This window comes from Tessaracoccus oleiagri (assembly GCF_900103275.1).
In the GTDB taxonomy this organism is placed as follows: domain Bacteria; phylum Actinomycetota; class Actinomycetes; order Propionibacteriales; family Propionibacteriaceae; genus Arachnia; species Arachnia oleiagri.
Window position 1 is genome coordinate 13,356 of record NZ_FNGP01000006.1, and the last position, 25,501, is coordinate 38,856.

The window sequence follows — 25,501 nt, forward strand, 5'->3', positions numbered from 1 at the left end:
TTAAGGTATTGTCTACATATGGCAGATATTCAGGTTTTTCCTTCATGTGTGGCGCTGCTCGCCGACATGGTGGCCTCCCGAGACGCCGACCGACCCACATCCCATCAGGCCACACTGACAGCCATCGAGCGGGTCAACGCCAAGGTACCGCAGCTCGACGTCCTCCGCGTGACCGTCGGTGACGAGCTCCAGGGCGTGTACGCCACGCTCGGCGACGCCATGGCCGCGTCGTTCGCGCTGCGCCACGAGCTCGTCGGCCGCGTCGACCTTCGCTTCGGGCTCGGCGGGGGCGAGGTGCGGATCCTGGACGCGGACAGGGGCATCCAGGACGGCTCGGCGTGGCTGCTCGCGCGGGAGGCCATCGAGTCCGTCGAGCAGCGCGCGGCGGAACCCGGGCTCGGCGGCCTGCGCACCGCCATCCGCGACGCCCGCGACGTGGCCACACCGGCGGCGGAGCCCCTCGGCCAGCTCGTCGACGCGCACCTGGCCCGGCTCAGACCCGGCCCCCGCGCCACGCTCACCGCCCTGCTCGAGGGCCTCGACAACCAGGACGCCGCCCGTCGCCTCGGCATCACGCCCAGCGCCAACTCACAGCGCGTGACGAACAACGACCTGCGCCCGCTGGCGGCCGCCATCCGCGCCCTCGAGGCGCTGCCCTGACGCCCATCACGCCGCGTGGGCGACGCAGCGGGGCGTGCAGTCCCGGCAGGCGACGAGTTGTGCCTTGCAGGCCACGTCAGCGCAGTCGCCGACGTACCTCGTCGGGTCCCCGCACACGGAGCAGACGCCGATGACCGCCGCACCCTCGCCGAAGTCGACGACGCCGCGCCGGTCGAAGACGTAGAGCGATCCCTCCCAGAGCCCCCCGTTGCCGAAGGTCTCCCCGTAGCGGACGACGCCGCCGTCGAGCTGGTAGACCTCCCGGAAGCCGCGGTTGACCATCAGCGCGCTCAGGACCTCGCACCGGATGCCGCCCGTGCAGTACGTCACGACCGGCTTGTCCGTCAGGTGGTCGTACTTCCCGGACTCGAGCTCGCCGACGAAGTCGCGGGTGTGGTCCACGTCCGGGACGACCGCTCCGCGGAAGCGTCCGACGCTCGCCTCCACGCGGTTGCGGCCGTCGAAGAACACCGTCTCCGGCTTCTCCGCGACCAGCCGGTGCAACTCGCCCGGGCTCAGCCGGAGGCCACCGCCGACCACCCCGCCGTCGTCCACGACGAGCTCGTCCGGCACGCCGAAGGTGACGATCTCGTCGCGCGCCTTCACGGTCAGCCTCGGGAAGTCCTCCGCTCCACCCGCCGACCACTTGATCTCCGTGCCCCGGAAGCCCGGGTACTCCTTGAGCCGCCGTACGTACCGCTTCAGCGCGCCCATCTCCCCGCCCAGGGTGCCGTTGATGCCGTGCGGGGAGACGATGACCCGCCCGCGCAGAGCGAGCGCGTCGGCGAGGTCGAACTGCCACATCCGGACCGCCTCCGGGTCGGCCAGCGGCGTGAACTTGTAGAAGAGGATCACCTTCTGCATTGGCCAATCCTCCCATCGCCACCGCCATGGGTGCCCACTAGCATGGCGACATGGTCACCGACGACAACCTTGCCAACGCCGCCGTCGCCCGGGTCACCCGCTGGCTCGCCTCCCCCACCCAGGCACGGGACAAGTCCGCCGAGCGGCTGGCCGGGCTGCTGCGGGACCCCGCCGGCCTGCAGTTCGCGATCGACTTCGTCGACCGCGTGGTGCGGCCGGAGGACCAACTCGCGTCGGCGAAGGAGTTCCGCAAGCTCGGCGCCCATGCCCCCGGCTTCCTCGAGCAGTACCTGCAGCTGGGCGTGCGCGTCGGCGGCGCCATGGCGACGGTGATGCCGAGCATCGTCGTCCCGGCGGCGAAGGCCGCGATGCGCCAGCTCGTCGGCCACCTCGTGATCGACGCCACGCCCGCGAAGCTGGGCAGGCACCTCGCCCGCCTGCGCCGCCGCGGGGTCCAGCTCAACGTCAACCTGCTCGGCGAGGCCGTGCTCGGCCGACGTGAGGCCGACCGCCGCCTGGCTGGCACCAAGACGCTCCTCAGTCGCGATGACGTCGACTACGTCTCCATCAAGGTCTCCTCCGTGGCGCCGCAGCTCAACCTCTGGGCCTTCGACGACACGGTGGCCGACGTCGTCGAGCGGCTCACCCCGCTCTACGAGATCGCCGCCCGATCGGGCAAGTTCATCAACCTCGACATGGAGGAGTACCGCGACCTCGACCTCACCCTCGCCGTCTTCAAGCGGATCCTGGAGAAGCCTGAGTTCCGCGGCCTCCACGCGGGCATCGTGCTGCAGGCCTACCTGCCCGACGCGCTCGCCGCCTACGAGGACCTCACCGCTTGGGCCCGGGCGCGGACCGCCGACGGGGGCGCCGGCATCAAGGTGCGCATCGTCAAGGGCGCCAACCTCGCGATGGAGCGGGTGGACGCCGCGATCCACGGTTGGCCCGTCGCCGTGCTGCCGTCGAAGGCCGCCACCGACGCCAACTACAAGCGCGTGCTGCGCCAGGCGCTCCGCCCCGAGAACGCAGCCGCCGTGCGGGTCGGTGTCGCCGGCCACAACCTCTTCGACCTCGCGTACGCGATCGAACTCGCCGCCCAGCACGGCACGAAGGACGCCCTCGACGTCGAGATGCTGCTCGGCATGGCCGACGAGCACCTGGACGCGGTGCGCGCCGACGTCGACAACATCGTCCTCTACACGCCGGTCGTGGAGCCGAAGGACTTCGACGCGGCCGTGGCGTACCTGATCCGTCGCCTCGAGGAGAACGGCTCCGGCGAGAACTTCATGTCCGGCATGTTCGAGCTCGACGACGAGCGCGTCTTCGAGCGCGAGAAGCAGCGCTTCCTGAGCTCGCTGGAGCTGATGGACCAGGAGGACCGCGAGGGCCCGCTCCGACCCAACCGCCGCCAGGACCGCCGCGACGAGGCGGGCGCCACGCCGGTGGGATCCTTCGCCAACGAGCCCGACACCGACCCGTCGCTCGCCGCCAACCGCGAGTGGGCCCGCGGCATCGTCGCCCGCATGGCCGACAGCCGGCTGGGCGCCGACCTCGTCGAGCGCTCGCGCGTCACGGAGGTGGCCGAGATCGAGCGGATCCTCGACGAGACGGTCGCGGCCGGCCCGGGCTGGGCCTCGCTGGGGGCGGAGGGGCGCCGTCGCATCCTCTACGCGGCCGCCGACTCCCTCGCCCGCCACCGCGCGGACCTCATCGAGATCATGGGCCACGAGACCGGCAAGACCATCGCCGAGGGCGACGTGGAGGTCTCGGAGGCGATCGACTTCCTCCGCTACTACGCCGACCAGTCGCTCGGGCTGGATGGCATCGAGCGCGCGGTCGCGAAACCGGTGGCGCTCACCGTCGTGGTGCCGCCGTGGAACTTCCCCACCGCGATCCCGACCGGCGGCGTCGCCGCGGCCCTCGCCACCGGCTCCCCGGTGGTCATCAAGCCGGCCCCGCAGTCGATGCGGACCGCGGCGGTGATGGTGGAGGCGCTCTGGGAGGCGGGCGTGCCGCGCGAGGTGCTGCGGTTCGTCGCCCTCGGCGAGGACGAGGTGGCGCGTCGGCTCATCACCGACGAGCGCGTCGGCCGGCTGATCCTGACCGGCTCGTCGGACACGGCGGAGCTGTTCTGGTCCTGGCGGCCGGACCTCCCGATCCTCGGCGAGACGAGCGGCAAGAACGCCATCATCGTCACCCCCGACGCCGACCTCGACCTCGCCGCCAACGACCTCGCCCGCAGCGCGTTCTTCCACGCCGGCCAGAAGTGCTCCGCCGCCTCGCTCGGCATCCTGGTCGGCTCGGTGGGCACCTCGAAGCGGTTCCTGCGGCAGCTCGCCGACGCGGTCGAGACCCTCGTGGTGGGGTACCCGACCGACCCGCGGGTGCACGTCGGCCCCGTCATCGAGAAGGCGACCGGCAAGCTCGAACGCGCGCTCACCGAGCTCGGCGACGGCGAGTCGTGGCTGCTCGAGCCGCAGCCCCTCGACGATTCCGGGCGACTGTGGCGTCCGGGGATCCGCGAGGGGGTCCGCCCCGGGTCGTACACCCACCTGACGGAGTTCTTCGGCCCCCACCTGTCGCTCATCGCCGTCGACACGCTCGACGAGGCGATCGCCGTCGCCAACGGCACCGACTTCGGCCTCACCGCCGGCATCCACTCGCTCGACGCCGGCCAAGTGGCGCGCTGGCTCGAGGCCGTCGAGGCGGGCAACCTCTACGTCAACCGCGGCATCACCGGCGCCATCGTGCGGCGGCAGCCGTTCGGCGGCTGGAAGCTGTCGCAGGTGGGGCCGGGCGCGAAGGCCGGCGGGCCCAACTACCTGTTCACGCTCGTCGACTGGGAGGCGAAGCGCTACGCCTCCGACGAGGTGTTCCTCCGCGCCGCCGAGGACGACGACCTGCTGGTGTGGGACGCGACGATGTCCCGCGCCGAGGACGTCTCAGGGCTCGGCGTCGAGCGCAACGCCTTCCGCTACCGCCCCACCCGCGAGGTGCTGGTCCGGCTCGCCGACGACGGCACGCTGTGCGAGCTCGAGCGCGTGCTGAGCGCGGCCGAGCGCGCCGGTTCACGGGTGCGGGTCTCGACGTCGAAGCCGCTGCCGGAGCACTTCGGCCGTTTCCGTGCGGCCGCGGCCGTCACCGTCGAGGACGACGACTCCTTCCGGGGTCGCGTGGCCAGCGGCCGGGCGCTCGAGGAGGGGGACGGCCTCGCTCCAGTCCGGCGCATCCGGCTCGTGGGCAGCGACGGGGAGCTGCGGCAGGCGCTGGGCGGCAACCCGCGCGTCGCGGTCCACGACCAGCCGGTCACCGCCTCCGGCCGGCTCGAGATGCTCCCGTTCCTGCGCGAGCAGTCCGTCAGCATCACCGCCCACCGCTACGGCAACCCGGACCCCCGCTTCGTGGAACTCCCACTGTGACCGATTACAGAAAACTCATTTGCTCGGCGTCCTCGGCGCCCCAGCGGGGGTGAGATCGTCGAGCAAATGAGTTTTCTGCAATCCCGCGATGGAAACTTTGAAAATTCACCCACCGATCGGCAAGGATCGGGGCATGGCTGAAATCACCGTGAAGGATTCCGTGTTCCACTCAGTCGGCGAGCTGCCCGAGGTGGGTACCCAAGCGCCCGACTTCGAGCTCGTCGGCAACGACCTCTCCCCCGTCCGCCTCGCCGACTTCGCCGGGTCGAAGCTGATCATCAGCATCTTCCCGTCGCTGGACACCGGCGTCTGCGCCACCAGCGTCCGCACCTTCAACGAGAAGGCGGCAGGCCTGCGCGGCACCCAGGTCCTCAACGTGTCGATGGACCTGCCGTTCGCCCAGTCCCGCTTCTGCGGCGCCGAGGGCATCGACAACGTGGTGGTCGCCTCCGCGTTCCGCAGCTCGTTCGGTGAGGACTACGGCGTGACGTTCGCCGACGGTCCGCTCGAGGGGCTGTTCTCCCGCGCGGTCGTCGTGCTCGACGAGCAGGGCCGGGTGATCCACACCCAGCACATCTCCCCCAACGGCACCGAGCCCGACTACGAGGCCGCGCTCGAGGCCGTCCGGGAGCAGGCCGCGTAACTAGCGCAGCACGGGGCGGACGTGGAGGCCCACGTCGGGATCGACGAGCACCTCCTGCGCCGCGGGGATGCCGTCGACGACGAACTCGGCCGATGTCTCCACGTTCCGCTTCACCAGCCCCAGCGCGATGGGGCCCAACTCGTGGTGCCGGGCCGACGAGCCGACGATGCCGACGGCGCGCTCGCCCAGCATGATCTCCGAGCCCTGGGCCGGCAGGGACACCAGCGACCCGTCGAGGTGCAGCTGCACGAGCCGCCGCGGCGGCCGGCCGAGCGTGTGGATCTTCCCGACGGTCTCTTGGCCCGGGTAGCAGCCCTTGTTGAGGTGCGTGCCGTACAGCCCGATCTCGTTGGGGATCGTGCGGTGGTCGGTGTCGACGAAGATGCGCGGCACCCCGGCGGCGATGCGTGCCGCGTCGTAGGCCCAGGTCCCGACGTTCGCCTCAAGCTCCACCGGGGAGAACACCTCGCTGCCACCGAGGTCGGAGTCGCGGGTGCGCGCCCCCTCGGGAACCCACGCCTGGTGGCCGACCCAGTGGAGCCGCAGGTCGTCGCGGCGGACGGCCTCCACGCGCATCGCGAAGCGCATCCGGTTGAGGTGGGAGACGATGGCGTCGGCCCGGCCGGGCTCCGTCCAGGCCATGAAGCTGGTGCCGTCGTCGACGCCGTGCAGCACGTGCTCGATGTGCCCGTGCGGGCTCAGGAACAGTGCCGTCGTGGCCTGGCCCGGCTGCAGCTGCTCGAAGTGCTGCGTGGAGATCAGGTGCAGGAACTGCAGGCGCTCCTCTCCGGTGATCTCGACGATCTCGCGGTTGCCGAGAGCCACGATGCCCTTGCCGGTCTCCATCAGCCGCGCCTCGGCGACGGGGTTGCCGTAGTGCCAGACGAGCCCCGCGTCGATCCCTTCCTCCAGGAGGACGGCCATGTCAGACCCGCTTCAGTCGCGCCCACATGTGCGGGCGCAGCTCGTGCTGGGTGGTGGCGCGGTCGAGTGCGTACATGAGGTCGCCCTCCACCTTGCCGTAGAGGCGCTGCCCGGCTGAGTGCTCGACGCTGGCCGACTCGGTGCGCATGACCGCGTCGCTGCGCAGGTCGATGCGGGTGATCTGGATCTTGCCGACCAGCACCTCGGTCCAGCCGCCGGAGTTCGTGAGCGTCACTTCGAGGGAGGCGTCGGGGCGGGGCCGCCAGAAGCCGGTCTCCATGTCGAGCATCGCGCCCGGCTTGCCGTCGGCGTCGAGCTCGAACGCCTGCGCCAGGTAGTACATGTAGGGCCCGCCACCGGGCCAGAACTGGATCCGCTGCTCGAACTCGAAGTCCCTGCCGTCGTGGTCGGTGCCGTTGCCCGTGCCCTCCCAGCTGCCGACCATCCAACCCAGCGCGGTGAGCTGCGGGTCGAGGCCCTCGGGCACCTCAATGTCAATGTTCATACTTCAGTCCCAGTCCTCTTCCGGGCCACGAGATCGACGAGCAGCCGCACGAGCGCGAACAGCGCCACCGCGGCGAAAGCGCCGGCGGCGACGATGAGCACCCAGGGCAGGACCGTGGCCATGGCGGTCAGTGTACAAGGGGCTCAGGCGGGGGCGACGAACTGCAACAGGCTGATCGACACCAGGTCGGCGCCCGCCTGCGTGGGCTCCCCGGGCTCCGTGCTGCTGAGGATCTCGAGCTCGACGAAGTCGGCGCGCACCGGCGGGAAGCTGACCTCCTGGGCGGTGGCGTCGTCGCTCGGCAGCCCCTGCTCGAACCACGACCCGTCCGGGAACCGCCACCGCACCGACAGGATCCGGCGCCCGGCGGCGAACTCCTCCAGGCTGGTGTCGTTGCCACCGACGATGCGCAGCCCCACCAGCTCCTGACCGGGTCGGAAGCCGAACCGGAGGGTCTCCCCCACGCCGTCGCCCTGGCAGCTCCAGATCCGGCCGGCCCGGCTGTCGAGGACGTTCATGACGTCCTCCTCCATGCAGCTGGCGTCCCCGTCGAGCGGCCGGACGGTCGTCGTCGGCCCGTCGTAGAGGGTGAGGTTCTCCGTCGGGGTGGTGGTGGGTGTGGTGGTGACCGCGCTCGGCTGCACGGTGGGCCGCACGATCGGCTCCGGCCGGTCCAGCAGCGCGCGGCCGGCGAGGAAGCCCGCGAGGAGCGCGAGGAAGACGAGCACCGCGGCGACGCGGGTGGGGACCAGCATCACCTTCGACGGGGGTTCGAGGTCGGGCGGCAGCACGCGGGTTTGCGGGCGCACCGGAGCCGGCGACGCCTCCTCGACAACCTCGGGCTGTTCCGGGCGCCGACGGAAGAATTCGTCGGGCAGCTTCGAAACCACGCCCCCATCGTAGGGCCCACGCGGGCGAGTGCCCTACTAGGATGTGATTTCCCCCGAGAAGAATGGACGTGTCCCGTGGTGCTCGAAGTGTTCCAGGCTGCCGAGACGTTCGATGGGGTGTCGCCGCTCAACGAGTCCGGCACGCTCGTCGTCGAGGGGAAACGGGCGGGCCGCCTGTACGAGCGCGAGCACGCCGCGGCGGTCGCCGACCTGCGCGACGGCACCATCATGCTGGCCGTCCACCCGGAGCACCGACGCGAGGGCCGCGGCACCGCGCTGCTCACCGAGGTGCTGGCCGACCACCCCGACCTCACGGTCTGGGCGTTCGGCTCCCTGCCGGGCAGCGCGGAGCTCGCCGCCAAGCTGGGGCTCGTGCCCACCCGCACGCTGCTGCGCATGTCACGGTCGCTCCCCACCGACGACGAGGCGCCCGCCGACGCCCGGATCGACCACTTCCGCCCCTCCGACGCCGAGCGGATCGTCGAGATCAACGCACGGGCGTTCGCCCACCACCCGGAGCAGGGCAAGCTGACGCTCGACGAGTTCCTGGACCTGACCCGGCAGCCCTGGTTCTCGGCCGAGGGGCTGAAGGTGGCCCGTGAGGGCGACGACCCCGTCGGCTTCCACTGGACCAAGCGCCACGGCGACGGCCTCGGCGAGGTGTACGTGCTCGCCGTCGACCCCGACCACGACGGCAAGGGCCTCGGCCGCGCGCTGCTCGCGGCCGGACTCCGGCACCTGCACGAGCAGGGGGACACCGAAGTGGAGCTCTACGTCGAGGAGTCCGAAACGCGGGTGGTTAGTATGTATCGCGCGGCCGGTTTCGCGATCGCCGCCCGCGACACGAGCTACGGGAGGAAGTCATGAGCGAGCCCCTGGCCGAGCAGCCGCTTCCCGAGGGCCGTTACCTGGACCGTGAGCTCTCCTGGCTCGAGTTCAACCAGCGCGTGCTGGACCAGGCCAGCGACACCGTCCGGGTGCCGCTGATCGAGCGCGCGAAGTTCCTCGCGATCTTCTCCAGCAACCTCGACGAGTTCTTCATGGTCCGCATCGCCGGGCTCAAGCGCCGCATCGACGCGGGCGTCGCCCAGCCAAGCACCAGCGGCATCCTGCCCAAGGAGCTCCACGCGCTGCTCCTCGAGCGCGTGCACGAGCTCGTCACCTCGCAGTCGAAGATCTTCCAGTCCGACGTGCGGCCCGCGCTCGCCGCCGAGGGCATCGAGTTCCTCACCTGGGCCGAACTCACCGCCACCGAGAAGGACAACATGCGCACAGTGTTCGCCGAGCGCATCTACCCCGTCCTCACTCCGCTCGCGGTCGACTCCTCGCATCCCTTCCCGTACATCTCCGGGCTCTCGCTCAACCTCGCGGTGCTGCTGCGCAACCCCACCACCGGGGGTCGCCAGTTCGCGCGCATCAAGGTCCCGCCGCTGCTGCCCCGGTTCATGCAGGTGGGCGAGGGCCGCTACCTCCCGCTCGAGGAGATCATCGCCCGCCACCTCGGCCAGCTGTTCACCGGCATGCAGGTGATCTCGCACACCACCTTCCGCGTCACCCGCAACGAGGACATCGAGGTGGAGGAGGACGACGCGGAGAACCTCTTGACCGCCCTCGAGCAGGAACTGCTGCGCCGCAAGGTCGGCCGCCCGCCGGTCCGGCTCGAGGTGGAGGAGGACATCGACGACGGCATGCTCAGCATGCTGATGCACGAGGTGGACGTCCGCGACGAGGAGGTGTTCCGTCTCCCGTCACCGCTCGACCTCACGGGCCTGTTCTCCCTGTCCAGCTCGAAGCGCGAGGACCTGAAGTATCCCAACTTCCTCCCGTCCACCCACCCCGAGCTGGCGGAGGCGGAGAGCGCGCGTCCCGCCGACATGTTCGCCGCCCTGAAGCGCCGCGACGTGCTGGTCCAGCACCCGTACGACTCGTTCGCCACCAGCGTGCAGCGGTTCATCGAGCAGGCCGCCGCCGACCCGCAGGTGCTCGCGATCAAGCAGACGCTCTACCGCACCTCCGGCGACTCCCCGATCGTCGACGCGCTCATCGAGGCGGCGCAGGCGGGCAAGCAGGTGCTCGCGATCGTCGAGATCAAGGCCCGCTTCGACGAGCAGAACAACATCGGCTGGGCCCGGAAGCTCGAGCGCGCGGGCGTGCACGTCGTCTACGGCATGGTGGGACTCAAGACGCACTGCAAGCTCTCGCTGGTGGTGCGCGACGAGCCCGAGGGCCTTCGCAGCTACGTCCACATCGGCACCGGCAACTACAACCCCAAGACGGCGCGCACCTACGAGGACCTCGGCCTGCTCACCAGCAACCCGATCATCGCCGACGACATCGCCCGCCTCTTCAACCACCTCTCGGGCATCACTCAGGAGCGCAACTACCGACGCCTGCTCGTCGCGCCCCACGGCATCCGCACGGGGCTGCTGGAGCGCATCGCCGGCGAGATCGCGAACAAGGAGGCCGGAAGGCCCGCCGGGATCAGGATCAAGGTCAACTCCATCGTCGACGAGGCGGTCATCGACGCCCTCTACCGCGCATCCCAAGCCGGCGTGCCGGTGGACATGTGGGTGCGTGGCATCTGCACGATCCGGCCGGGCGTACCGGGGCTCAGCGAGAACATCCGCGTCCGCTCCATCCTCGGCCGTTTCCTGGAGCACTCCCGCATCTACTGGTTCGCGGGCGGCGGGCGGCCCATCGTCGGGATCGGCTCCGCCGACCTCATGCACCGCAACCTCGACCGCCGGGTGGAGGCGATCGTGGGCATCAGCCAGCGTCGCCACATCCAGCAGATCACCGACCTGTTCGAGCTGGCCTTCGCCCCCGACACGGTGCACTGGTCGCTGGTCGACGACACGTGGACCGCGCACCTGCTGGATGACCAGGGGCAGCCGTTGAACGACCTGCAGGAAGTGCTCATCCAGCAGTTCTCGAACCGCAGGTCGCGGTGAGCAAGCGGATCCGAGCGTCGGGCGCCGTCGTCCTGCGGGAGAAGCATGGACGGCAGGAGGTTCTCCTCGTGCACCGGCAGGCCTACGACGACTGGACCCTGCCCAAGGGCAAGGGGCTCCCCGACGAACTGGCCCCGGTGACGGCCGTGCGCGAGGTCCGGGAGGAGACCGGGGTGGTCGTCCAACTGGGGCTCCGGCTGCACAGCATCCGCTACACCGTCGGCGGCGGCAACCTGAAGACCGTCGACTACTGGCGGGCACGCCCGATCGCACAGTTCTACCACCCTCCGGACCAGGAGGTGGACATCAACCGTTGGGTCCCCGTCGACGAGGCCCGCGGGATGTTGACCTACGCCGACGAGGTGCCCGTGCTGGAGCAGGCGCTGGACGCGCCCCAGACCACCCCGCTGCTGCTGGTCCGTCACGCCAAGGCGATGCTGCGCAAGAATTGGTCCGGCGACGACCAGTGCCGGCGATTGTCGGGCCGCGGCCGCCGGCAGGCGGTGCAGCTCATCCCGCTGCTCGAGGCCTACGGCGTGAGCCGCCTGGTGAGCTCCCCCGCCGTGCGCTGCACCGAGACCCTCGCCCCCTACTGCCACTACCGCGACCTCGACATCGAGACCTTGGAACTCCTCACCGAGGAGGAGGGCACCCGCGATCCCGACGGGGTCGTCGCCGCCACCCGCGAGGCCATTTCGGGCCTGAACGAACCGACCGCCGTCTGCGGGCACCGGCCGGTCCTCCCGGCCATGCAGACCGGGATGGGGATCAAGCCCCGGCCGATGGTCGTGGCGGAGGCCCTCGTACTTCACCGGGACCGCAAGGGGCGCACCGTCGAGTTGGAGATCCTGAAGCCGAAGGCCTGAACCGGGGTCACGAAAAGACCACGATTATGCCAACGGCCGGGGGCACCGAAGCGCCAGCCCGCCAGTTGTTCACCTGCTGTTCACCTTTCCAGCGGGTTCGCGTAACTTACGCTCCGTAAGTTCCATCTCGAGAACGCAATGTTCCGCCGATCCGCTAGCCGCGGACTCGGCAACCTGCATCCTTTTTGAGAGGGAACCAAATGAAGCTCCGTGCTGTTGCAGCTCTGGGTCTGACCGCCGCCCTGGCGCTCACCGCTTGTGGTGGCGACGCCACCGAAGAGGCGACCAACGCCGAGACCACCGCCGCCGCCGAAGAGACCTCCGCCGCTGCGGACGAGTCCTCGGCCGCCGCCGAAGAGACTGCTGCCGGCTCCGACCTTTCCGGCGAGCTCGCCGGCATGGGCTCCTCGGCCATGCGCGTCGCGCAGGACGCCTGGACCGCCGCCTTCATGGCCGAGAACCCGGGTGTGACCGTCTCCTACGCGGCCGAGGGCTCCGGCGCCGGCCGCGAGGGCATCCAGAACGGCTCCGTGCAGTTCGCCGGCTCCGACCGCGCCTTCCGCGTCGACGAGAACCAGGCCGGCGCCTTCGCCTCCTGCGCCGCCGATTCGCACGTGCTGAACCTGCCCGTCTACATCTCCCCCATCGCGGTCATCTTCAACCTCGAGGGCGTCGAGTCCCTGAACATGGACGCGGCCACCGTCGCGGGCGTCTTCAAGGGCGACATCGCCAAGTGGAACGACCCGGCGATCGCCGCCCTGAACGAGGGCGTCGAGCTCCCCGACGAGTTCATCACCATCGTGCACCGCGCCGACGACTCGGGCACCACCGAGAACTTCACCGACTACCTGTCGCAGGCCGCCCCCGAGGTGTGGGACGCCGAGGCTGACGGCATGTGGCCCTACGAGGGCGGCCAGCCGGCTCCGCAGACCGACGGTGTGAAGAACGCCGTGGCCAGCGGCCAGGGCACCATCGGCTACGTCGACGCGTCCGCCGCCGACGGCGTGGGCATCGTCTCCATCGGCTCCGAGGGCAACTTCTTCGCCCCCGAGCCGGAGGCCGCCGCGGCCGCCGTCGAGGCGTCGCCGATGGTCGAGGGCACCCCGGAGAACGACCTGGCGCTCGAGCTCGACCGCCAGTCCACCGAGGGCTACCCGATCTCGCTCGTCGCCTACGCCATCGCCTGCCAGAACTACGAGGACCAGGCCACCGCCGACCTCGTCAAGGGCTACCTGACCTTCATCAGCTCCGAGGCCGGCCAGAGCCTGGCCGCCGAGCAGGCCGGCAGCGCCGCGCTCTCCGCGGGCCTGCGCGACCAGGTCGCCGCGTCCATCGAGTCGATCAACGCCTGACAGGCCGCGCCATCGGCAAATTGAGTGCAAAGTAGCGCGCCCGCCTCGTACATTTCGAGGCGGGCGTGTTCCTCGTTCACAATAGGTATGCCCAGCGGGTGCGCCCGCCGTCCGGCCGCAATCTAGGAGACACATGTCCACTGAGACACCTCCCGCTGACCTGCAGCGAGAAGGGTCCGACTCCACCACCGAGAAGGTGTTGGCGCGCGACAAGAAGCGCTACGGCGATGCGCTGTTCAACGGGATCTCCGTCTCGTCCGCGCTGATGATCTTCGTCATCCTGGCGGCGGTCGCGACGTTCCTGACCTCGCAGGCCATCCCCGCCGTGACCCGCGAGCCGGACCACACCGGGCTGCAGGGCGTCGAGGCCGCGGGCGGGTTCTGGCAGTGGGTCCTGCCGCTGGCGTTCGGCACCGTGTGGTCGGCGGTCCTCGCCATGGCGATGGCGGTGCCGATCTCGATCGGCATCGCGCTGTACCTCTCCCACTACGCGCCCCGTCGCGTCGCGCGGACGTTCGGCTACATCATCGACCTCCTCGCCGCGATCCCGTCGGTCGTCTTCGGCCTGTGGGGAGTCATGGTGCTCGCCCCGGCGCTCGACCCGTTCTACCGGTGGCTGAACGACAACCTCTCCTGGATCTACTTCTTCAACGCCTGGGTGCCCTACGGCGACGGTGGCGACCTCCGGCCCAACCTCGCCGCCGGTGGCCAGAACATGCTCACCGCGGCGCTCGTGCTCGCCCTCATGGTGGTTCCGATCATCACCGCGCTGGCCCGTGAGGTCTTCCTCCAGACGCCTCGCCTGCACGAGGAGGCGTCGCTCGCCCTCGGCGCCACCCGCTGGGAGATGATCCGCCAGACGGTGCTCCCCTTCGGCACGCCGGGCGTCATCTCGGCCTCCATGCTCGGGCTCGGCCGTGCGCTGGGCGAGACGATGGCCGTGGCCATGATCCTCCCCGGCAAGGTGCTGATCAGCTTCAAGCTGATCACCTTCGACAACCCCAACACCATCGCCGCCTACATCGCGCAGAACTTCCCCGAGGCGGAGGGCATGGGCAACCACCAGCTGATCGCCGCGGGCCTGGTGCTGTTCATCATCACGCTCGCGGTCAACATGGTGGCGCGCGCGATCATCAACAGCCGACGCGAATTCTCGGGAGCGAACTGATGAGAAACGACACCACGGCCACCGCTCCCGCCACTCCGGCGAAGCGCTCCGCGCCGCAGCTGCCCCGCGAGCCGATCACCGGCAACCAACTCCCGAAGTGGACCTGGGCCCTGTGCCTCGCGCTCGGGCTGGGCATCGCCGCAGGGATCCTCCTCCTGCTCGGCACCTACTCCCTCGCCGGCACGTTCGCGCTCGGCGTGCTCGTGTTCCTCGTCCTGATGACGGTGGTCTCCGCTGCGGTGGAGGGCCCGCGGCCGGCCAAGGACCGCCTCGCGAAGTACACCGTGACGAGCTTCTTCCTCCTGGCCCTCGTGCCGCTGGGCTCGCTCCTGTTCGAGGTGGTGACCCGCGGCGCGGAGCGCTTCGACCTCACCTTCTTCACCGAGACCCAGGCCAACACCCACCTCATGAACGTGGAGCTGGGCGCCATGCACGCCCTCGTCGGCACGCTGCTGATCACCGCGCTCGCCTTCCTGATCTCGGTGCCCATCGGCCTCCTCACCGCCATCTACCTGGTCGAGTACGGCGCCAGGACCCGGCTCGCGGCCGGCATCCGGTTCCTCGTCGACGTCATGACGGGCATCCCCTCGATCGTCGCCGGTCTCTTCGCCTACGCGTTGTTCTCGATGTTCCTCGGCCCCGGCACCAAGAGCGGCCTGGCGGGCGCCGTCGCGCTCAGCGTGCTGATGATCCCGACCGTGGTCCGCTCCACGGAGGAGATGCTGAAGCTGGTCCCCAACGAGCTGCGCGAGGCGTCCTACGCCCTCGGCGTGCCGAAGTACCGCACCATCCTGAAGGTGGTGCTCCCGACGTCGCTCGCCGGCATCGTGACCGGCGTCATCCTGGGCATCGCCCGCATCATCGGCGAGACGGCTCCGCTCCTCGTCACGGCCGGCTACTTCCAGCTGCTCAACACCAACCCGTTCAGCGGGCCGACCTCCACCCTCCCGGTGATGGTCTACCAGTCGCTCCGGACGCACGGTCCCCGTGCGGAGGAGATGCAGGCGCTCGGCTGGGCCGGCGCACTCACCCTGATCATCCTCGTGATGGGACTGAACCTCATCGGTCGGTTCATCGCGTGGAAGTTCGCCCCCAAGCAGGGTCGCTGACACCCACGCGAGATTTCGGAAGGATTCCAAACACATGGCGAAGCGCATTGAGATCAACGATCTCGACATCTACTACGGCAAGTTCCAGGCGGTGCGGGGCGTCAGCATGACGATCGAGCCCCGCGCGGTGACCGCCTTCATCGGCTCTTCCGGCTGCGGCAAGTCCACCGTGCTGCGGTCCCTCAACCGCATGCACGAGGTCATCCCCGGCGCCTACGTCGACGGGGAGGTGCTGCTCGACGGGGTGAACCTGTACGGCCCCAACGTCGACCCGGTACGCGTACGCCGCCAGATCGGCATGGTCTTCCAGCGCCCCAACCCGTTCCCGACGATGTCCATCAAGGAGAACGTGCTGGCGGGCGTGCGCCTCAACAACGCGCGGATGAGCAAGTCCGACATGGACGACCTCGCCGAGAAGTCGCTGCGCGGCGCCAACCTCTGGGAGGAGGTCAAGGACCGCCTCGACCGCCCCGGCTCGGGCCTCTCCGGCGGTCAGCAGCAGCGCCTCTGCATCGCCCGCGCCATCGCGGTCTCCCCCGACGTGATCCTGATGGACGAGCCCTGCTCGGCCCTGGACCCCATCTCGACGCTGGCGATCGAGGACCTCATCAAGCAGCTGAAGGAGGAGTACACCGTCGTCATCGTCACGCACAACATGCAGCAGGCGGCGCGCGTCTCCGACACCACCGCGTTCTTCAACCTCAAGGCGCAGGGCCAGCCGGGCGAGCTGATCGAGGTCGGCCCCACCGAGAAGATCTTCCACAACCCGGACCAGAAGGCGACCGAGGACTACATCACCGGCCGCTTCGGCTGATCGTCCACGCGTGCGCGAGGCGCCGGTCCCCTCGGGGCCGGCGCCTCGTCGTCTCGCACGGTCCACCGGGACACGATTGTTACAGTGTAACTTCCCGCTGTGGGTTCGCCTCAGTCGCAGGTGCCGGAGCCGACCGACTCCTTGAGCGCCAGCACCCGCGCCACCGACGTGGCCACGTTCTCGGCGAACTCAGGGTCGTCGTCCATCGTCGCCACGATCGCCTGCGCCATCTCGGGCGCGAGCGACGGGTCGGCGTTGATGACGAGGTCGCCGCCGGCCTCGAGGAACAGCACCGCGCGGTCGCCGGGCGGAGTGTCCGCCACCGCCTCGGCCGCGCCCAGGTCGTCGGCGATCACGACACCGTCGAAGCCGAGCCCGTCGCGCAGGATCTCGGTGATGATGCGGTGGCTGAACACGGCCTCGTAGTCGGGGTCGATCCGCTCGAACACCGCGGAGGAGATCATCACCGACGAGGCGCCCGCGGCGATGCCGTCGACGAACGGGGCCCAACCCGGGTCGTCGACCGTGGTCTCGGTGTCGGTCGCGGCGGCGAAGTCGGTGTTCTCCTCGACGCGGCCCAGGCCCGGGAAGTGCTTGAGGCTGGTGGCGACACCGGCTTCCGACATGCCCTCGACGAACGCGACGACCGAGCGCGCCGCTCCCGCGGGTTCGGTGTTGTAGTGGCGCTGCAACTGCCCGATCGGGGCGTTGCTGGTCACCTTGTCCTCGGGCACCACGTCGGCCGTGGGCGCGAGGTTGAACCGGACGCCGGCGCGGCGCAGCTCGTCGCCCCAGGTCTCTGCCTGGGCGCGCAGCTCGGCCGGGTCGAGCTCACCCTGCTCGACGGCGGTGGGGATCCTGGTGAAGCCCTCGCCCTGCAGACGCTGGACGCGGCCGCCCTCCTGGTCGACAGCGACGAGCATCGGGAGCTCCGACGAGCCGAGCGCACCCACCGCTGCGGAGACCTTGGCGGCGCTGCGCACCCCCGTGTCGCCGCTGCCGAGCAGCACCACCGACCCCGCGCGGGACTGGCGAATCGCGGTGGCCGTCTGGGAGTCGAGGCCACCCGTCGGGACGCCCACCATCAGCAGCTGGCCGGCCTGCTCCGCCGCGGTCAGTCCGTCGGCCTTGGCACGGCACGCGTCCACCGGGCTCGACTCGCTCGGCGAGGAGGAAGCGACCGTCGTCGATGCTTCCTGCTGGGGAGCGCCCTGCGCCGAAGCCGAGGCTCCGCCCGAGAGGCCCGGCCGGGTGACCAAGGGCGCCGGCGCGCAGGCGGAGAGCGCAAGCACCGCGCAGGCGGCGAGGGCGAGCGCCGGCCTACCCATGCTCGAGCTCCTGCGGCCGCTCGACGTGCAGCAGGCCGAGCAGGGCGTTCTCGATCACCTCTGGCAGCGCCGGGTGGATCCAGTACTGCCCCTTGGCCATGTCCGGCACCGACAGCCCGAAGCTCATCGCCTGCACCAGCGGCTGGATCAGCGTGGACGCCTGCGGGCCGATGATGTGGGCGCCCAGCAGGTGCCAGGAGCGCGGGTCGGCGAGCAGCTTCACGAAGTGGCCCTCGTCCTCCATCGCCCAGCCGTACGCCACGTCGGCGTAGCGCTGCACCTTCTTCACGTACGGGTTGCCCCACTGCACCAGCTGCCGCTCGGTGGCGCCCACGGAGGCGATCTGCGGCTGCGTGAACACCGCGGCCGGCACGTAGCGGTGGTCGCTCTCGATGAGGTTGTCCGGGTACAGCAGGTTGTGCTGCACCGTGCGCATCTCGTGGTTGGCCACGTGCTTGAGCAGGTAGTCCGACGAGATGTCGCCAAGTGCCCAGATGTGCGGCACGTTCGTGCGCTGGTGCGCGTCGACGCGGACCTGGCCGTTCGGCTTGTACTCCACGCCGGCGGCGTCCAGGTTCAGCGCCTCGTAGTTGCGCTCCCGGCCGACGGCCACCAGCACCAGATCCGTGTAGTAGACGTACTCGACGCCGTTGCGGTCCTGCGTCACGACGGCGACGTCGCCCGCGGGACCCTCCTCGAAGGCCGAGACGCGTTGGTTCAGCCGCATCCGGACCCGCTTCGACAGCTGCGCCGCGAACGCCGCCTGAACCTCCTCGTCCTCCTCGCGGAGGAACACCTCGGAGCGGTGCACCATCGTCACGTCGACGCCGAACGAGGCGAACACGTGCGCGAACTCGGCTGCGACGAACCCACCGCCAAGGATCACGATGCGCTCCGGCATCTCGTCGATCCGCATCACCGTGTCCGACGTGTGGATGCGGTCCGCCAGCTCCGCCAGTCCGGGCACGTTCAACATGCGCGGCCGGGAGCCGGTGGCGAGCACGATCTGGTCGGCCCGGATCTCCGTGTTCCCGACGCGGAGCACGTGTGGGTCGACGAACGAGGCCTCGTCGTGGAAGACGGTGACGTGGGCGTTGCGCTCGCGCCACGCGAGCCCGCCGGCCGAGATGGGGTCGATCCGCCCGAACACGCGGTCGCGGATCGCCTGCCAGTCGGCCTTGCCGGGACGCAGCGTGATGCCGAGCTTCTGGGCCTCGTCCACCGACGACAGGACGTCTGCGGGGTAGACGTACATCTTGGTGGGGATGCAACCGCGGTTGAGGCAGGTGCCCCCGAACACCGGGTCCCGCTCGATCAGCGCCACCCGCTGCCCCTCGAACCGCTCGTCGATGAGTGAGTTCCCGGAGCCTGAGCCGATGACCGCCAGATCGAAGTGTTGCATGGGTCCATCCTGCCAGCTTTTGCCGAAAACCAAGGCGCACGAACCGGCGCTAGGCTGACACCCATGCAGACTGAATGGGCCGTGGTCACGGGTTCCTCGTCCGGGCTCGGCGTCGCGTACGCCGATCGCCTAGCGCAGCAGGGCGCCAACCTGATCCTGGCCGCCCGCCGGGCGGAGCTCCTGGAGGAGGTCGCCGCCGACCTGCGGCACCGCCACGGCGTCCGGGTGGAGACCCGGCCCGTCGATCTGGCGCTCGAGCCCGACCGCACCGCGTTCGCCGACGAGCTGTCCGCCACCAGCGTCCACACCCTGGTCAACAACGCCGGCTTCGGCACCGTCGGCAAGCTCGCGGAGCTGCGCCGCGACCGGATCGCCGAGGAGGTCGCACTCAACGCAGGAGCGGTCACCGAGCTCGCCCACGCGGTGCTGCCCGGGATGGTGGCGCGGCGACGTGGCGCGATCATCAACGTGGCCAGCACCGCCGCCTTCCAGGCCATGTCCACGATGGCCGTCTACTCGGCGACCAAGGCCTACGTCCTGCAGTTCAGCGTCGGGCTCTGGGCAGAGCTCCACGGCAGCGGCGTCCGCGTCCTCGCCGTCTGCCCGGGACCCACCGCCACCCGGTTCTTCGCCTATGCGGGCGACGACGCCATGCTCAAGCAGCGGCGGCAACCCGAACAGGTGGTCGACACCACGTTCCGCGCACTCGAGGCCCACAAGCCGTTCGTCGTGGACGGCGCCCGCAACAGAGCGGTGGCCTTCGCCACCCGCTTCGCACCGCGCGGGGTGGCCGCGCGGATCGCGCCGACCTTCATGAAGCTGACCTGATCAGCCGATGTTGATGGTCTTGTCCTCGGAGCTGGAATCGGTCCGGCCGTCGAGCGTGCTCGTCGAACTGGCGACGATCTCGTAGGCGCCGGGCCTGGGCAGCGTGGCCGACATGGACCAGACCAGCCAGCCGTCGGAGTTCGCCGTCAGGGTGGTCTGCGCGACGGTGTAGGCCAGCTGCTCCTGCGTCTCCACGTTGCTGATCGACACGACCGGCGCCCCGAAGTCCGGCTTCACGGTGCCAGTGACAATGACCTCGCCGGCGGAGAGCTGCGCCTGGTTGCCCGGGGAGCTGATCCACAGCCCCGGCATCGGCTGGAGGCCCGTGCGGCCGAAGCCTTGCGCGTTGTCGAACGGCTCGGGCGGGGCGGCGCCGTCGGAGAGGAACTTCACCCGCAGGTCCCGGTTGCCCAGCGCCTCGGACGTCGTGTACACGATCTGATTGATGGCCGGCTCGACGGCCACGGGGTCGATCGCCTCGAAGGCGTCGGCGCTCAGGTTGACCGTGAGCTCGTCGCCGGACAGTTGCACCTCGCGGATACTGCCGTCCCACAGCGACGTGTAGTCGGGGTCGAGCGGTGCCAGCGTGAGGAGCGCCTCGACGCCCGACCGGGCCAGGCTGCTCATCGCCGGGAGGTTGCGCAGTTCGCGGTAGAGGCGGGAGTCGCCCCGGCCCACGTAGAAGACCGGCACCTGCTTCACCACGGCGCGCATCGCCACCGGCGCGGTGGCGTCGGTGGTCGGCCCCGTGGGCGTCGTCGGCGGGCTGGACGGCAGGTCCGGCTCGCCGCGCGTGAACGCCGCCGTGGCGGCCCCCAGCGCGAGCGCCACGATCGCCGAGACGACCACCAGCTGGCCGCGCAGGTAGCCACGGCTCGGGACGTTGACCCGCTCGCGGAGGGCCCCGATCAGGCCCTCGTCGTCGGGCACCCTGATGGGGCGGGCGGCCGTGCGGAGCCCCGCCGCGAGGTCCTCCGAGAGCGCCTCCACCGACACGTCGGCCTGCACGAGCCCGCGGAGCTCGTTGAGGGAGTGCTCGAGGCGCTGGTTGGTGCCGCGCACCGTCATGCGCATGACACTCGCGAGCTCCGGCCCGAACGTGCCGAGGAAGTGGCTGACGACGAGCAACTCGGCCATCGGCCGCGGCAGCTTCGCCAGCGACCGCATCAGGTCGGCGCAGTCGTCGTCCTCCGGCACGGTGACCGCGACCGGCCGGTTGAGGGAGCGTGCGAGGTGGACCACCTGTTCCTGCAGGAACTCGATCCGCTCCATCGGGTCGACCAGGCGCCGCCCCCGTCGGTGGAGCGCCATCGTGGCGCTGCGGACGATGTCGCCCGCGTCGTCCCCCGCGCCGAGCAGCACGGCGAGGCGGTACAGCGTCGGACGCTGTTCCTCGTGTAGTTCCAGTACCCAGCCGAGGTTCTCCGGCATGCCTAGATCCCCGCGTACGAGTGCAACCCGCTGAAGAGGAGGTTGACCCCGATGAAGTTGAACCAGAACGTCACCAGGCCCAGCAGCGCGATGGCCGCGGCGCCCCGGCCGCGCCACCCAGCCGTGAGCGAGGCGTGCAGGTACCCGGCGTAGACCACCCAGGTGATGAAGCTCCACGTCTCCTTGGGATCCCAGTTCCAGAACCGGCCCCACGCGTACTGGGCCCAGATGGCGCCGGCGACGATCGTGAAGGTCCAGATCGGGAACGCGAAGGCGTGCATCCGGTGCGCGAACGTGTCGAGGCCCTTCAGCGACGGCAGCTTCGCGAGGTAGCCGGTCAGGTCGTCGCCGCGGCGGATGGCCCGGTCCTCGGCCCAAGACCGGACGAGGTACAGCAGGCTCGCGACGCCCGCGATGTTGAAGCCCGCCGCCGCGATCACCGCGGCGATGATGTGGATGATGAACCAGACGGAGTGCAGCGCGGGGACAAGCGGCGCCACGTCGACGTAGAACACGGTGACCGCGAGGCCGAGCATCAGCGCGGCCAGCAGCGTGACACCGATGCCGAGCCAGCGCATGCCCCAGCGCCACAGGCAGAGCAGGTACACGACCGCGACGAGCGCGATCGCGGACGTGACGAACTCGTACATGTTGCCCCAGGGCGGGCGGCCGGCGGCGAGGCCGCGGGTGACCACGCCGAACACGTTGAGCGCCGCGGCCACGATCGTCGCCGCGACGGCCAGCCGGCCCAACAGGTCGACGTTGGTGCGCTTGGCGTCCTCGGAGCCGTCAGGGTTGCGCCGCTCCCCCAGCCCGCCGGCGAACGCCCATTCGGCGACGTGCAGGAAGAAGGCGACGATGAACCCGACCGTCGCGGCGACCATCGCCGTGTCCGAGTACTGCGCAACCGTCATTCGCTCTCCTTCGTCAACGCCTCCGCGAGCTCGGAGACCTCGTCTTCCAGGCCGAGGGCCGTGTCGCTGCGGTCGAGTCCGCCGACGGCCACCCCGTCACCCAGCCGGACGAACAGCCGTCGGGGCTTGATGAACAGGCTAAGGCAAAGCCCGAGCGTGCCGATAGCGAGCGAGGTGAGCGCCACCGGGTTGCCCGGGGTCTCGCTCATCTGCAGCTTGACCCAGCGAGAGTAGCCGTCGAAGCTGATGCTGCCCAATCCGTCGGGCAGGCTGAACGCGGCGCCGGGCTTCATGCGGGCCCGGAACCGCTCCTCGCCGTCGCCGAGCACCGGCTCGAGCCCGGCGGTGTTGAGCGTGTAGATGCTCTCCGGGATGCCGGTCTCATCGGCGGGCTCGCCGTACCAGGCGTTGATCCACAGCTCCGGCTCGAGGGCATCCGGGAACACTGACTTGGGGCCGTCCTGGTCCAGCACCGCCGTCGGGAAGAAGAAGCCCTCGAACGCCAGCCGCTGCGGCCGCCCGTCGGGCACCTTGATGACCCCGACGGAGGAGAAGTTGCCGTCCTGCGGGAGGAACACGACGGGGCCGCTGAAGGCCACGTCGCCGTTGCCGTCGGTGACCGTCACGTTGGGTGCGTAGCCGTGCCCGAGCAGGTTCACCTGCGTGCCGCCGGAGGTGAGGATCGGGTCGTTGACGGTGAGGAGGTGGTCGGTGGTGACGCCCTCGTCGGTCACCTCGACGTAGGCGTCGAACACCCGGGCGGCGCCGCGCTGGACGCGGCCGGTCTCGAAACGGGCGTCGAAGTGGTCGACCCGCAGCGAGAACGGCTCCAGCGCGTCGGTGTCCACCCACGCGCCGGCCGTGAAGTCGTCGTACTGCGTGATCGCATTGGCGAAGCCCCGGCCCTCGACGACCACCACCGTGCCGATGAACCCGCCGAGGTTGGACCAGGCGAGCCCCACGAGCACGCCGACGAGGGAGAGGTGGAACACCAGGTTGCCCAGCTCGCGCAGGTAGCCCCGCTCGGCGCTGATGCCGTCGTCGGTGCGCAGCGTGCGGTAGCGCTTCGACTTCAGCCACGCCTCCGCGATGCCGAGTGCGTCGTCGACGGGGGTGTCGACCGTCGCGCTCGCCGGCAGCCGGTCGAGGCGCGACGGCAGCCTCGGCGGGGGCTTGCGCAGGTCGCGCGCGAACTTCGCGATGCGTGGCGTGATGCAGCCGATCAGGGAGATGAACAGCAGCAGGTAGATGGCCGAGAACCACGGCGACGTGTAGACGTGGTACATGCCGAGCGGTTCCCAGATGCGGTCGAGCTCGGGGTGCTCGGCCTTGTAGTCCATGACCTCGATCGGCGAGATGGACTGCTGCGGGATGATCGAGCCGGGGATGGCGGCGAGCGCGAGCAGGAACAGCAGGATCAGCGCGGTGCGCATGCTGGTGAGCTGGGCCCAGCCCCAGCGGAGCCACTCCCTCACAGGATCGTCCCGAACCCGGCGACCCACTGGCGGACGGCGCCCATCATCAGGTCCCACCACCCGACGACCATGCTGACGCCCACGGCGATCATGATGAGGCCGCCGGCGCGCTGGAGCGAGACCTGGTGGCGCTTGAGCCAGTCGAGCTTGGGGGCCAGCGCCGTGAACGCGACCGCGAACAGCAGGAACGGCAGGCCGAGGCCGAGCGCGTAGGCGAACGCGAGGAGGCCACCGCGCGTGGCGGAGCCCTCGTTGAACGCGAGCGAGAGGACCACCGAGAGCGCGGGACCGATGCAGGGGGTGAACGTCAGCCCGAACACGATCCCGAGGACCGGGCTCGCGAGCACGCCGACGCGAGGGGTGTACTGCGGCTGCCACATGCGCGGCATGGGCAGCCAGCCCATGAACATCACGCCGAGCGCGATGATCACCACGCCGACGACCACCGTGATGAGGCGCTGCTGCTCGATCAGCAGGGAGCCGACGCCGCCGACGAGCGCGCCGGTGAGCACGAACACGACGGAGAAGCCGAGCACGAAGCCGAGCGTGCCGAGGACCAGCGGGCGACGGGCGACGGAGCCGGTGGCGATCTGGTTGGTGCCCAGCCCGGAGGCGTACGACAGGTAGCCGGGCAGGAGCGGGAGCACGCACGGCGACGCGAAGCTCACGATGCCGGCCAGCAGCGCCACCGGCACGGCGAGCAGCATGGACGACGTCAGCGCCGAGGCGACCCAGGTCTCCAGCAGGATCACGACACGTCACCCACCAGCTCGACCAGTGTGTTGGCATTGACCTCGCCGATCACCCGGGCCGCGACGCGCCCCTCGGCGTCGACGACGAGCGTGCTGGGGATCGCCTTGGGCGGCACCTGCCCGAAGCCGAGCAGCAGCGCGCCGTCCGGGTCGAAGATGTTGGGGTACGGGATCTCGAACGCCCGGACGAACGCCTGCGCCGGCGCCTCGGAGAGGTCGCGCGTGTTGAGCCCCAGGAAGGCGACGTCGTCACCCAGCCGTTCCGCCGCCTCCACGAGCTCGGGCGCCTCGGCGCGGCACGGCGCGCACCAGGAGCCCCACACGTTGATGACGATCGGCTTCCCGGCCAGGTCGGCGGTGGACAGCGTGCCGCCGTCGAGCGACGGCCCCTCCAGCACGGGCGCCGGTTCGCGCTCCGCCTCGGGGACGATCGTGACCGTGCCGTCGCCGGTCGTGAAGCCGACGGTGCCGCCTGCCGCCCCGCCCGGCTGCCCGCCCGCGGAGCAGGCGGTGAGGACCAGCGTCGCTACGAGGGCCAGGACGGCCCTCATGTGCCCACCCGGAACCGGCGGCCGCTGCCCTTGGGCAGCAGGTCGCGGACCACCTCTCGGTAGCTGACCCCCACGGGGCGCCCGTCCTCGAACTCGAACGTGGTCAGGGACGCGAGGGTGGTCTGACGCTTGCGCGGGTCGTGGACGAAGGGCTTGCCCTCCACCGCCCGGCGCGCGATGAAGATCGGGAGCTGGTGGGAGACGACGAGGGCCTGCCCGCCCTCCCCTGCCGCCTCGGCCGCGTCGCCGAGTGCGGCGAGCATGCGGGCGGCGATCTGCTTGTAGGGCTCCCCCCAGCTGGGGAGCAGGGGATTGCGCATGTGCCAGAACATGCGCGGATCCCGCAGCGCCTTGTTGCCCGGGCCGAACACGCGGCCCTCGAAGATGTTCTCCGCCTCGAGGAGCCGGTCGTCGATGACGAGGTCCAGGTGGCTGTGCCGTGCGGCGGTGGGGGCGATGGTCTCGCGCGCCCTCAGGAGGGGCGAAGAGCGCAGGTGGGTGAGCGCGTAGCCGTCGAAGTGGTCGGCCATCCGTTGGGCCATCTCATGCCCCAGCGGAGAGAGACCGAAACCGGGAAGTCTCCCGTAGAGGAGACCATCCGGGTTGAACACCTGTCCGTGGCGCATGACGTGCACCGTCGCTCGACTCATGGCAC

General features: G+C 70.3%; 24 protein-coding genes. 11 read left to right on the forward strand and 13 right to left on the reverse strand.

The window, feature by feature from the left end:
- Positions 1–18: 18 nt before the first annotated feature.
- Positions 19–660 carry an RNA polymerase subunit sigma-70 gene (locus tag BLR46_RS13690; RefSeq protein ID WP_176761789.1) on the forward strand — a complete coding sequence of 214 codons (642 nt, stop codon included), beginning with the start codon at positions 19–21 and terminating at the stop codon, positions 658–660.
- 6 nt (positions 661–666) lie between these two features.
- Here the strand turns inward: BLR46_RS13690 and trhO are convergent, their stop codons facing one another.
- A complete protein-coding gene (trhO, locus tag BLR46_RS13695; RefSeq protein ID WP_093253364.1) occupies positions 667–1,524 on the reverse strand; it encodes an oxygen-dependent tRNA uridine(34) hydroxylase TrhO in 858 nt (285 codons plus the stop codon).
- A 50-nt stretch (positions 1,525–1,574) separates the two neighbouring features.
- Here trhO and BLR46_RS13700 point away from each other — a divergent pair, with 50 nt between their 5' ends.
- Both BLR46_RS13700 and tpx read left to right on the forward strand, forming a co-directional pair.
- A complete protein-coding gene (locus BLR46_RS13700) occupies positions 1,575–4,943 on the forward strand; it encodes a proline dehydrogenase family protein (RefSeq protein WP_093253367.1) in 3,369 nt (1,122 codons plus the stop codon).
- 133 nt (positions 4,944–5,076) lie between these two features.
- A complete protein-coding gene (gene tpx, locus BLR46_RS13705; RefSeq protein ID WP_093253370.1) occupies positions 5,077–5,586 on the forward strand; it encodes a thiol peroxidase in 510 nt (169 codons plus the stop codon).
- Here tpx and ygfZ read toward each other — a convergent pair whose 3' ends face one another.
- The 4 genes from ygfZ to BLR46_RS15140 are packed head-to-tail and all read right to left on the reverse strand — an operon-like array spanning position 5,587 to position 7,905.
- Complete coding sequence (gene ygfZ / locus BLR46_RS13710) at positions 5,587–6,510, reverse strand: CAF17-like 4Fe-4S cluster assembly/insertion protein YgfZ (protein WP_093253372.1); 924 nt, start codon at positions 6,508–6,510, stop codon at positions 5,587–5,589.
- A gap of 1 nt (position 6,511) precedes the next feature.
- Positions 6,512–7,015, reverse strand: coding sequence for a heme-binding beta-barrel domain-containing protein (locus BLR46_RS13715; protein ID WP_093253375.1), 504 nt, complete (start codon positions 7,013–7,015; stop codon positions 6,512–6,514).
- Positions 7,012–7,137, reverse strand: a complete 126-nt coding sequence (locus BLR46_RS15545; protein ID WP_281230859.1) for a hypothetical protein — start codon at positions 7,135–7,137, stop codon at positions 7,012–7,014. Before BLR46_RS15545 ends, BLR46_RS13715 begins: the two co-directional genes overlap by 4 nt.
- A gap of 21 nt (positions 7,138–7,158) precedes the next feature.
- Positions 7,159–7,905 (reverse strand): NADase-type glycan-binding domain-containing protein, encoded by a 747-nt coding sequence (locus BLR46_RS15140; protein ID WP_176761790.1) that lies wholly within the window; start codon positions 7,903–7,905, stop codon positions 7,159–7,161.
- Between the two features lie 75 nt (positions 7,906–7,980).
- On the opposite strand from BLR46_RS15140, the gene mshD reads away from it, so the two are divergent.
- The 7 genes from mshD (at position 7,981) to pstB (ending at position 16,165) form a co-directional block, all read left to right on the forward strand.
- Entirely contained in the window at positions 7,981–8,772 is a 792-nt protein-coding gene (gene mshD / locus BLR46_RS15145; protein ID WP_176761791.1) for a mycothiol synthase, read from the forward strand.
- The gene (locus BLR46_RS13725) at positions 8,769–10,856 is read left to right on the forward strand and encodes an RNA degradosome polyphosphate kinase (RefSeq protein WP_093253379.1); all 2,088 of its coding nucleotides are present in this window, start codon (positions 8,769–8,771) and stop codon (positions 10,854–10,856) included. Before mshD ends, BLR46_RS13725 begins: the two co-directional genes overlap by 4 nt.
- A complete protein-coding gene (locus tag BLR46_RS13730) occupies positions 10,853–11,722 on the forward strand; it encodes an NUDIX hydrolase (protein ID WP_093253381.1) in 870 nt (289 codons plus the stop codon). Before BLR46_RS13725 ends, BLR46_RS13730 begins: the two co-directional genes overlap by 4 nt.
- Positions 11,723–11,922: 200 nt before the next feature.
- Entirely contained in the window at positions 11,923–13,074 is a 1,152-nt protein-coding gene (pstS, locus tag BLR46_RS13735) for a phosphate ABC transporter substrate-binding protein PstS (protein WP_093253384.1), read from the forward strand.
- Positions 13,075–13,207: 133 nt separating this feature from the next.
- Entirely contained in the window at positions 13,208–14,242 is a 1,035-nt protein-coding gene (gene pstC, locus BLR46_RS13740) for a phosphate ABC transporter permease subunit PstC (RefSeq protein WP_093253387.1), read from the forward strand.
- Positions 14,242–15,351, forward strand: a complete 1,110-nt coding sequence (pstA, locus tag BLR46_RS13745) for a phosphate ABC transporter permease PstA (protein ID WP_093253390.1) — start codon at positions 14,242–14,244, stop codon at positions 15,349–15,351. Before pstC ends, pstA begins: the two co-directional genes overlap by 1 nt.
- A gap of 34 nt (positions 15,352–15,385) precedes the next feature.
- The gene (pstB, locus tag BLR46_RS13750) at positions 15,386–16,165 is read left to right on the forward strand and encodes a phosphate ABC transporter ATP-binding protein PstB (RefSeq protein WP_093253392.1); all 780 of its coding nucleotides are present in this window, start codon (positions 15,386–15,388) and stop codon (positions 16,163–16,165) included.
- A gap of 110 nt (positions 16,166–16,275) precedes the next feature.
- On the opposite strand, the gene BLR46_RS13755 is transcribed toward pstB, so the two are convergent.
- Positions 16,276–17,493: a glycoside hydrolase family 3 N-terminal domain-containing protein gene (locus tag BLR46_RS13755; protein WP_093253395.1), complete on the reverse strand. Its 1,218-nt coding sequence runs from the start codon at positions 17,491–17,493 to the stop codon at positions 16,276–16,278.
- Positions 17,486–18,895 (reverse strand): mycothione reductase, encoded by a 1,410-nt coding sequence (locus BLR46_RS13760; RefSeq protein ID WP_093253397.1) that lies wholly within the window; start codon positions 18,893–18,895, stop codon positions 17,486–17,488. Before BLR46_RS13760 ends, BLR46_RS13755 begins: the two co-directional genes overlap by 8 nt.
- A gap of 63 nt (positions 18,896–18,958) precedes the next feature.
- On the opposite strand from BLR46_RS13760, the gene BLR46_RS13765 reads away from it, so the two are divergent.
- Positions 18,959–19,723: an SDR family NAD(P)-dependent oxidoreductase gene (locus tag BLR46_RS13765; RefSeq protein ID WP_093253400.1), complete on the forward strand. Its 765-nt coding sequence runs from the start codon at positions 18,959–18,961 to the stop codon at positions 19,721–19,723.
- On the opposite strand, the gene BLR46_RS13770 is transcribed toward BLR46_RS13765, so the two are convergent.
- Genes BLR46_RS13770 through BLR46_RS13795 form a run of 6 tightly spaced genes read right to left on the reverse strand, consistent with a single transcriptional unit; the run spans position 19,724 to position 25,496 of the window.
- A complete protein-coding gene (locus tag BLR46_RS13770) occupies positions 19,724–21,154 on the reverse strand; it encodes a GerMN domain-containing protein (protein WP_093253403.1) in 1,431 nt (476 codons plus the stop codon).
- A gap of 2 nt (positions 21,155–21,156) precedes the next feature.
- Positions 21,157–22,068, reverse strand: a complete 912-nt coding sequence (ccsB, locus tag BLR46_RS13775) for a c-type cytochrome biogenesis protein CcsB (protein ID WP_093253405.1) — start codon at positions 22,066–22,068, stop codon at positions 21,157–21,159.
- Positions 22,065–23,543, reverse strand: coding sequence for a cytochrome c biogenesis protein ResB (gene resB, locus BLR46_RS13780; protein WP_245701736.1), 1,479 nt, complete (start codon positions 23,541–23,543; stop codon positions 22,065–22,067). The genes ccsB and resB overlap by 4 nt, the downstream gene beginning before the upstream one ends.
- Complete coding sequence (locus tag BLR46_RS13785) at positions 23,540–24,295, reverse strand: cytochrome c biogenesis CcdA family protein (protein WP_342689738.1); 756 nt, start codon at positions 24,293–24,295, stop codon at positions 23,540–23,542. Before BLR46_RS13785 ends, resB begins: the two co-directional genes overlap by 4 nt.
- The gene (locus BLR46_RS13790; RefSeq protein ID WP_093253408.1) at positions 24,292–24,846 is read right to left on the reverse strand and encodes a TlpA family protein disulfide reductase; all 555 of its coding nucleotides are present in this window, start codon (positions 24,844–24,846) and stop codon (positions 24,292–24,294) included. The genes BLR46_RS13785 and BLR46_RS13790 overlap by 4 nt, the downstream gene beginning before the upstream one ends.
- Positions 24,843–25,496, reverse strand: a complete 654-nt coding sequence (locus tag BLR46_RS13795) for a histidine phosphatase family protein (RefSeq protein ID WP_093253411.1) — start codon at positions 25,494–25,496, stop codon at positions 24,843–24,845. Before BLR46_RS13795 ends, BLR46_RS13790 begins: the two co-directional genes overlap by 4 nt.
- Between the last annotated feature and the right edge of the window lie 5 nt (positions 25,497–25,501).

What these genes read in the sequence shown, in the direction of transcription:
- BLR46_RS13770 (WP_093253403.1), bottom strand. Translation starts at nt 21,154, where the DNA reads ATGCCGGAGAACCTCGGCTGGGTACTGGAACTACACGAGGAACAGCGT.
- BLR46_RS13700 (WP_093253367.1), top strand. Translation starts at nt 1,575, where the DNA reads ATGGTCACCGACGACAACCTTGCCAACGCCGCCGTCGCCCGGGTCACC.
- BLR46_RS13765 (WP_093253400.1), top strand. Translation starts at nt 18,959, where the DNA reads ATGCAGACTGAATGGGCCGTGGTCACGGGTTCCTCGTCCGGGCTCGGC.
- tpx (WP_093253370.1), top strand. Translation starts at nt 5,077, where the DNA reads ATGGCTGAAATCACCGTGAAGGATTCCGTGTTCCACTCAGTCGGCGAG.
- pstB (WP_093253392.1), top strand. Translation starts at nt 15,386, where the DNA reads ATGGCGAAGCGCATTGAGATCAACGATCTCGACATCTACTACGGCAAG.
- BLR46_RS13690 (WP_176761789.1), top strand. Translation starts at nt 19, where the DNA reads ATGGCAGATATTCAGGTTTTTCCTTCATGTGTGGCGCTGCTCGCCGAC.
- BLR46_RS13725 (WP_093253379.1), top strand. Translation starts at nt 8,769, where the DNA reads ATGAGCGAGCCCCTGGCCGAGCAGCCGCTTCCCGAGGGCCGTTACCTG.
- ygfZ (WP_093253372.1), bottom strand. Translation starts at nt 6,510, where the DNA reads ATGGCCGTCCTCCTGGAGGAAGGGATCGACGCGGGGCTCGTCTGGCAC.
- BLR46_RS13790 (WP_093253408.1), bottom strand. Translation starts at nt 24,846, where the DNA reads ATGAGGGCCGTCCTGGCCCTCGTAGCGACGCTGGTCCTCACCGCCTGC.
- BLR46_RS13760 (WP_093253397.1), bottom strand. Translation starts at nt 18,895, where the DNA reads ATGCAACACTTCGATCTGGCGGTCATCGGCTCAGGCTCCGGGAACTCA.
- ccsB (WP_093253405.1), bottom strand. Translation starts at nt 22,068, where the DNA reads ATGACGGTTGCGCAGTACTCGGACACGGCGATGGTCGCCGCGACGGTC.
- BLR46_RS15545 (WP_281230859.1), bottom strand. Translation starts at nt 7,137, where the DNA reads ATGGCCACGGTCCTGCCCTGGGTGCTCATCGTCGCCGCCGGCGCTTTC.
- trhO (WP_093253364.1), bottom strand. Translation starts at nt 1,524, where the DNA reads ATGCAGAAGGTGATCCTCTTCTACAAGTTCACGCCGCTGGCCGACCCG.
- BLR46_RS13795 (WP_093253411.1), bottom strand. Translation starts at nt 25,496, where the DNA reads ATGAGTCGAGCGACGGTGCACGTCATGCGCCACGGACAGGTGTTCAAC.
- pstA (WP_093253390.1), top strand. Translation starts at nt 14,242, where the DNA reads ATGAGAAACGACACCACGGCCACCGCTCCCGCCACTCCGGCGAAGCGC.
- BLR46_RS13755 (WP_093253395.1), bottom strand. Translation starts at nt 17,493, where the DNA reads ATGGGTAGGCCGGCGCTCGCCCTCGCCGCCTGCGCGGTGCTTGCGCTC.
- pstS (WP_093253384.1), top strand. Translation starts at nt 11,923, where the DNA reads ATGAAGCTCCGTGCTGTTGCAGCTCTGGGTCTGACCGCCGCCCTGGCG.
- BLR46_RS13715 (WP_093253375.1), bottom strand. Translation starts at nt 7,015, where the DNA reads ATGAACATTGACATTGAGGTGCCCGAGGGCCTCGACCCGCAGCTCACC.
- pstC (WP_093253387.1), top strand. Translation starts at nt 13,208, where the DNA reads ATGTCCACTGAGACACCTCCCGCTGACCTGCAGCGAGAAGGGTCCGAC.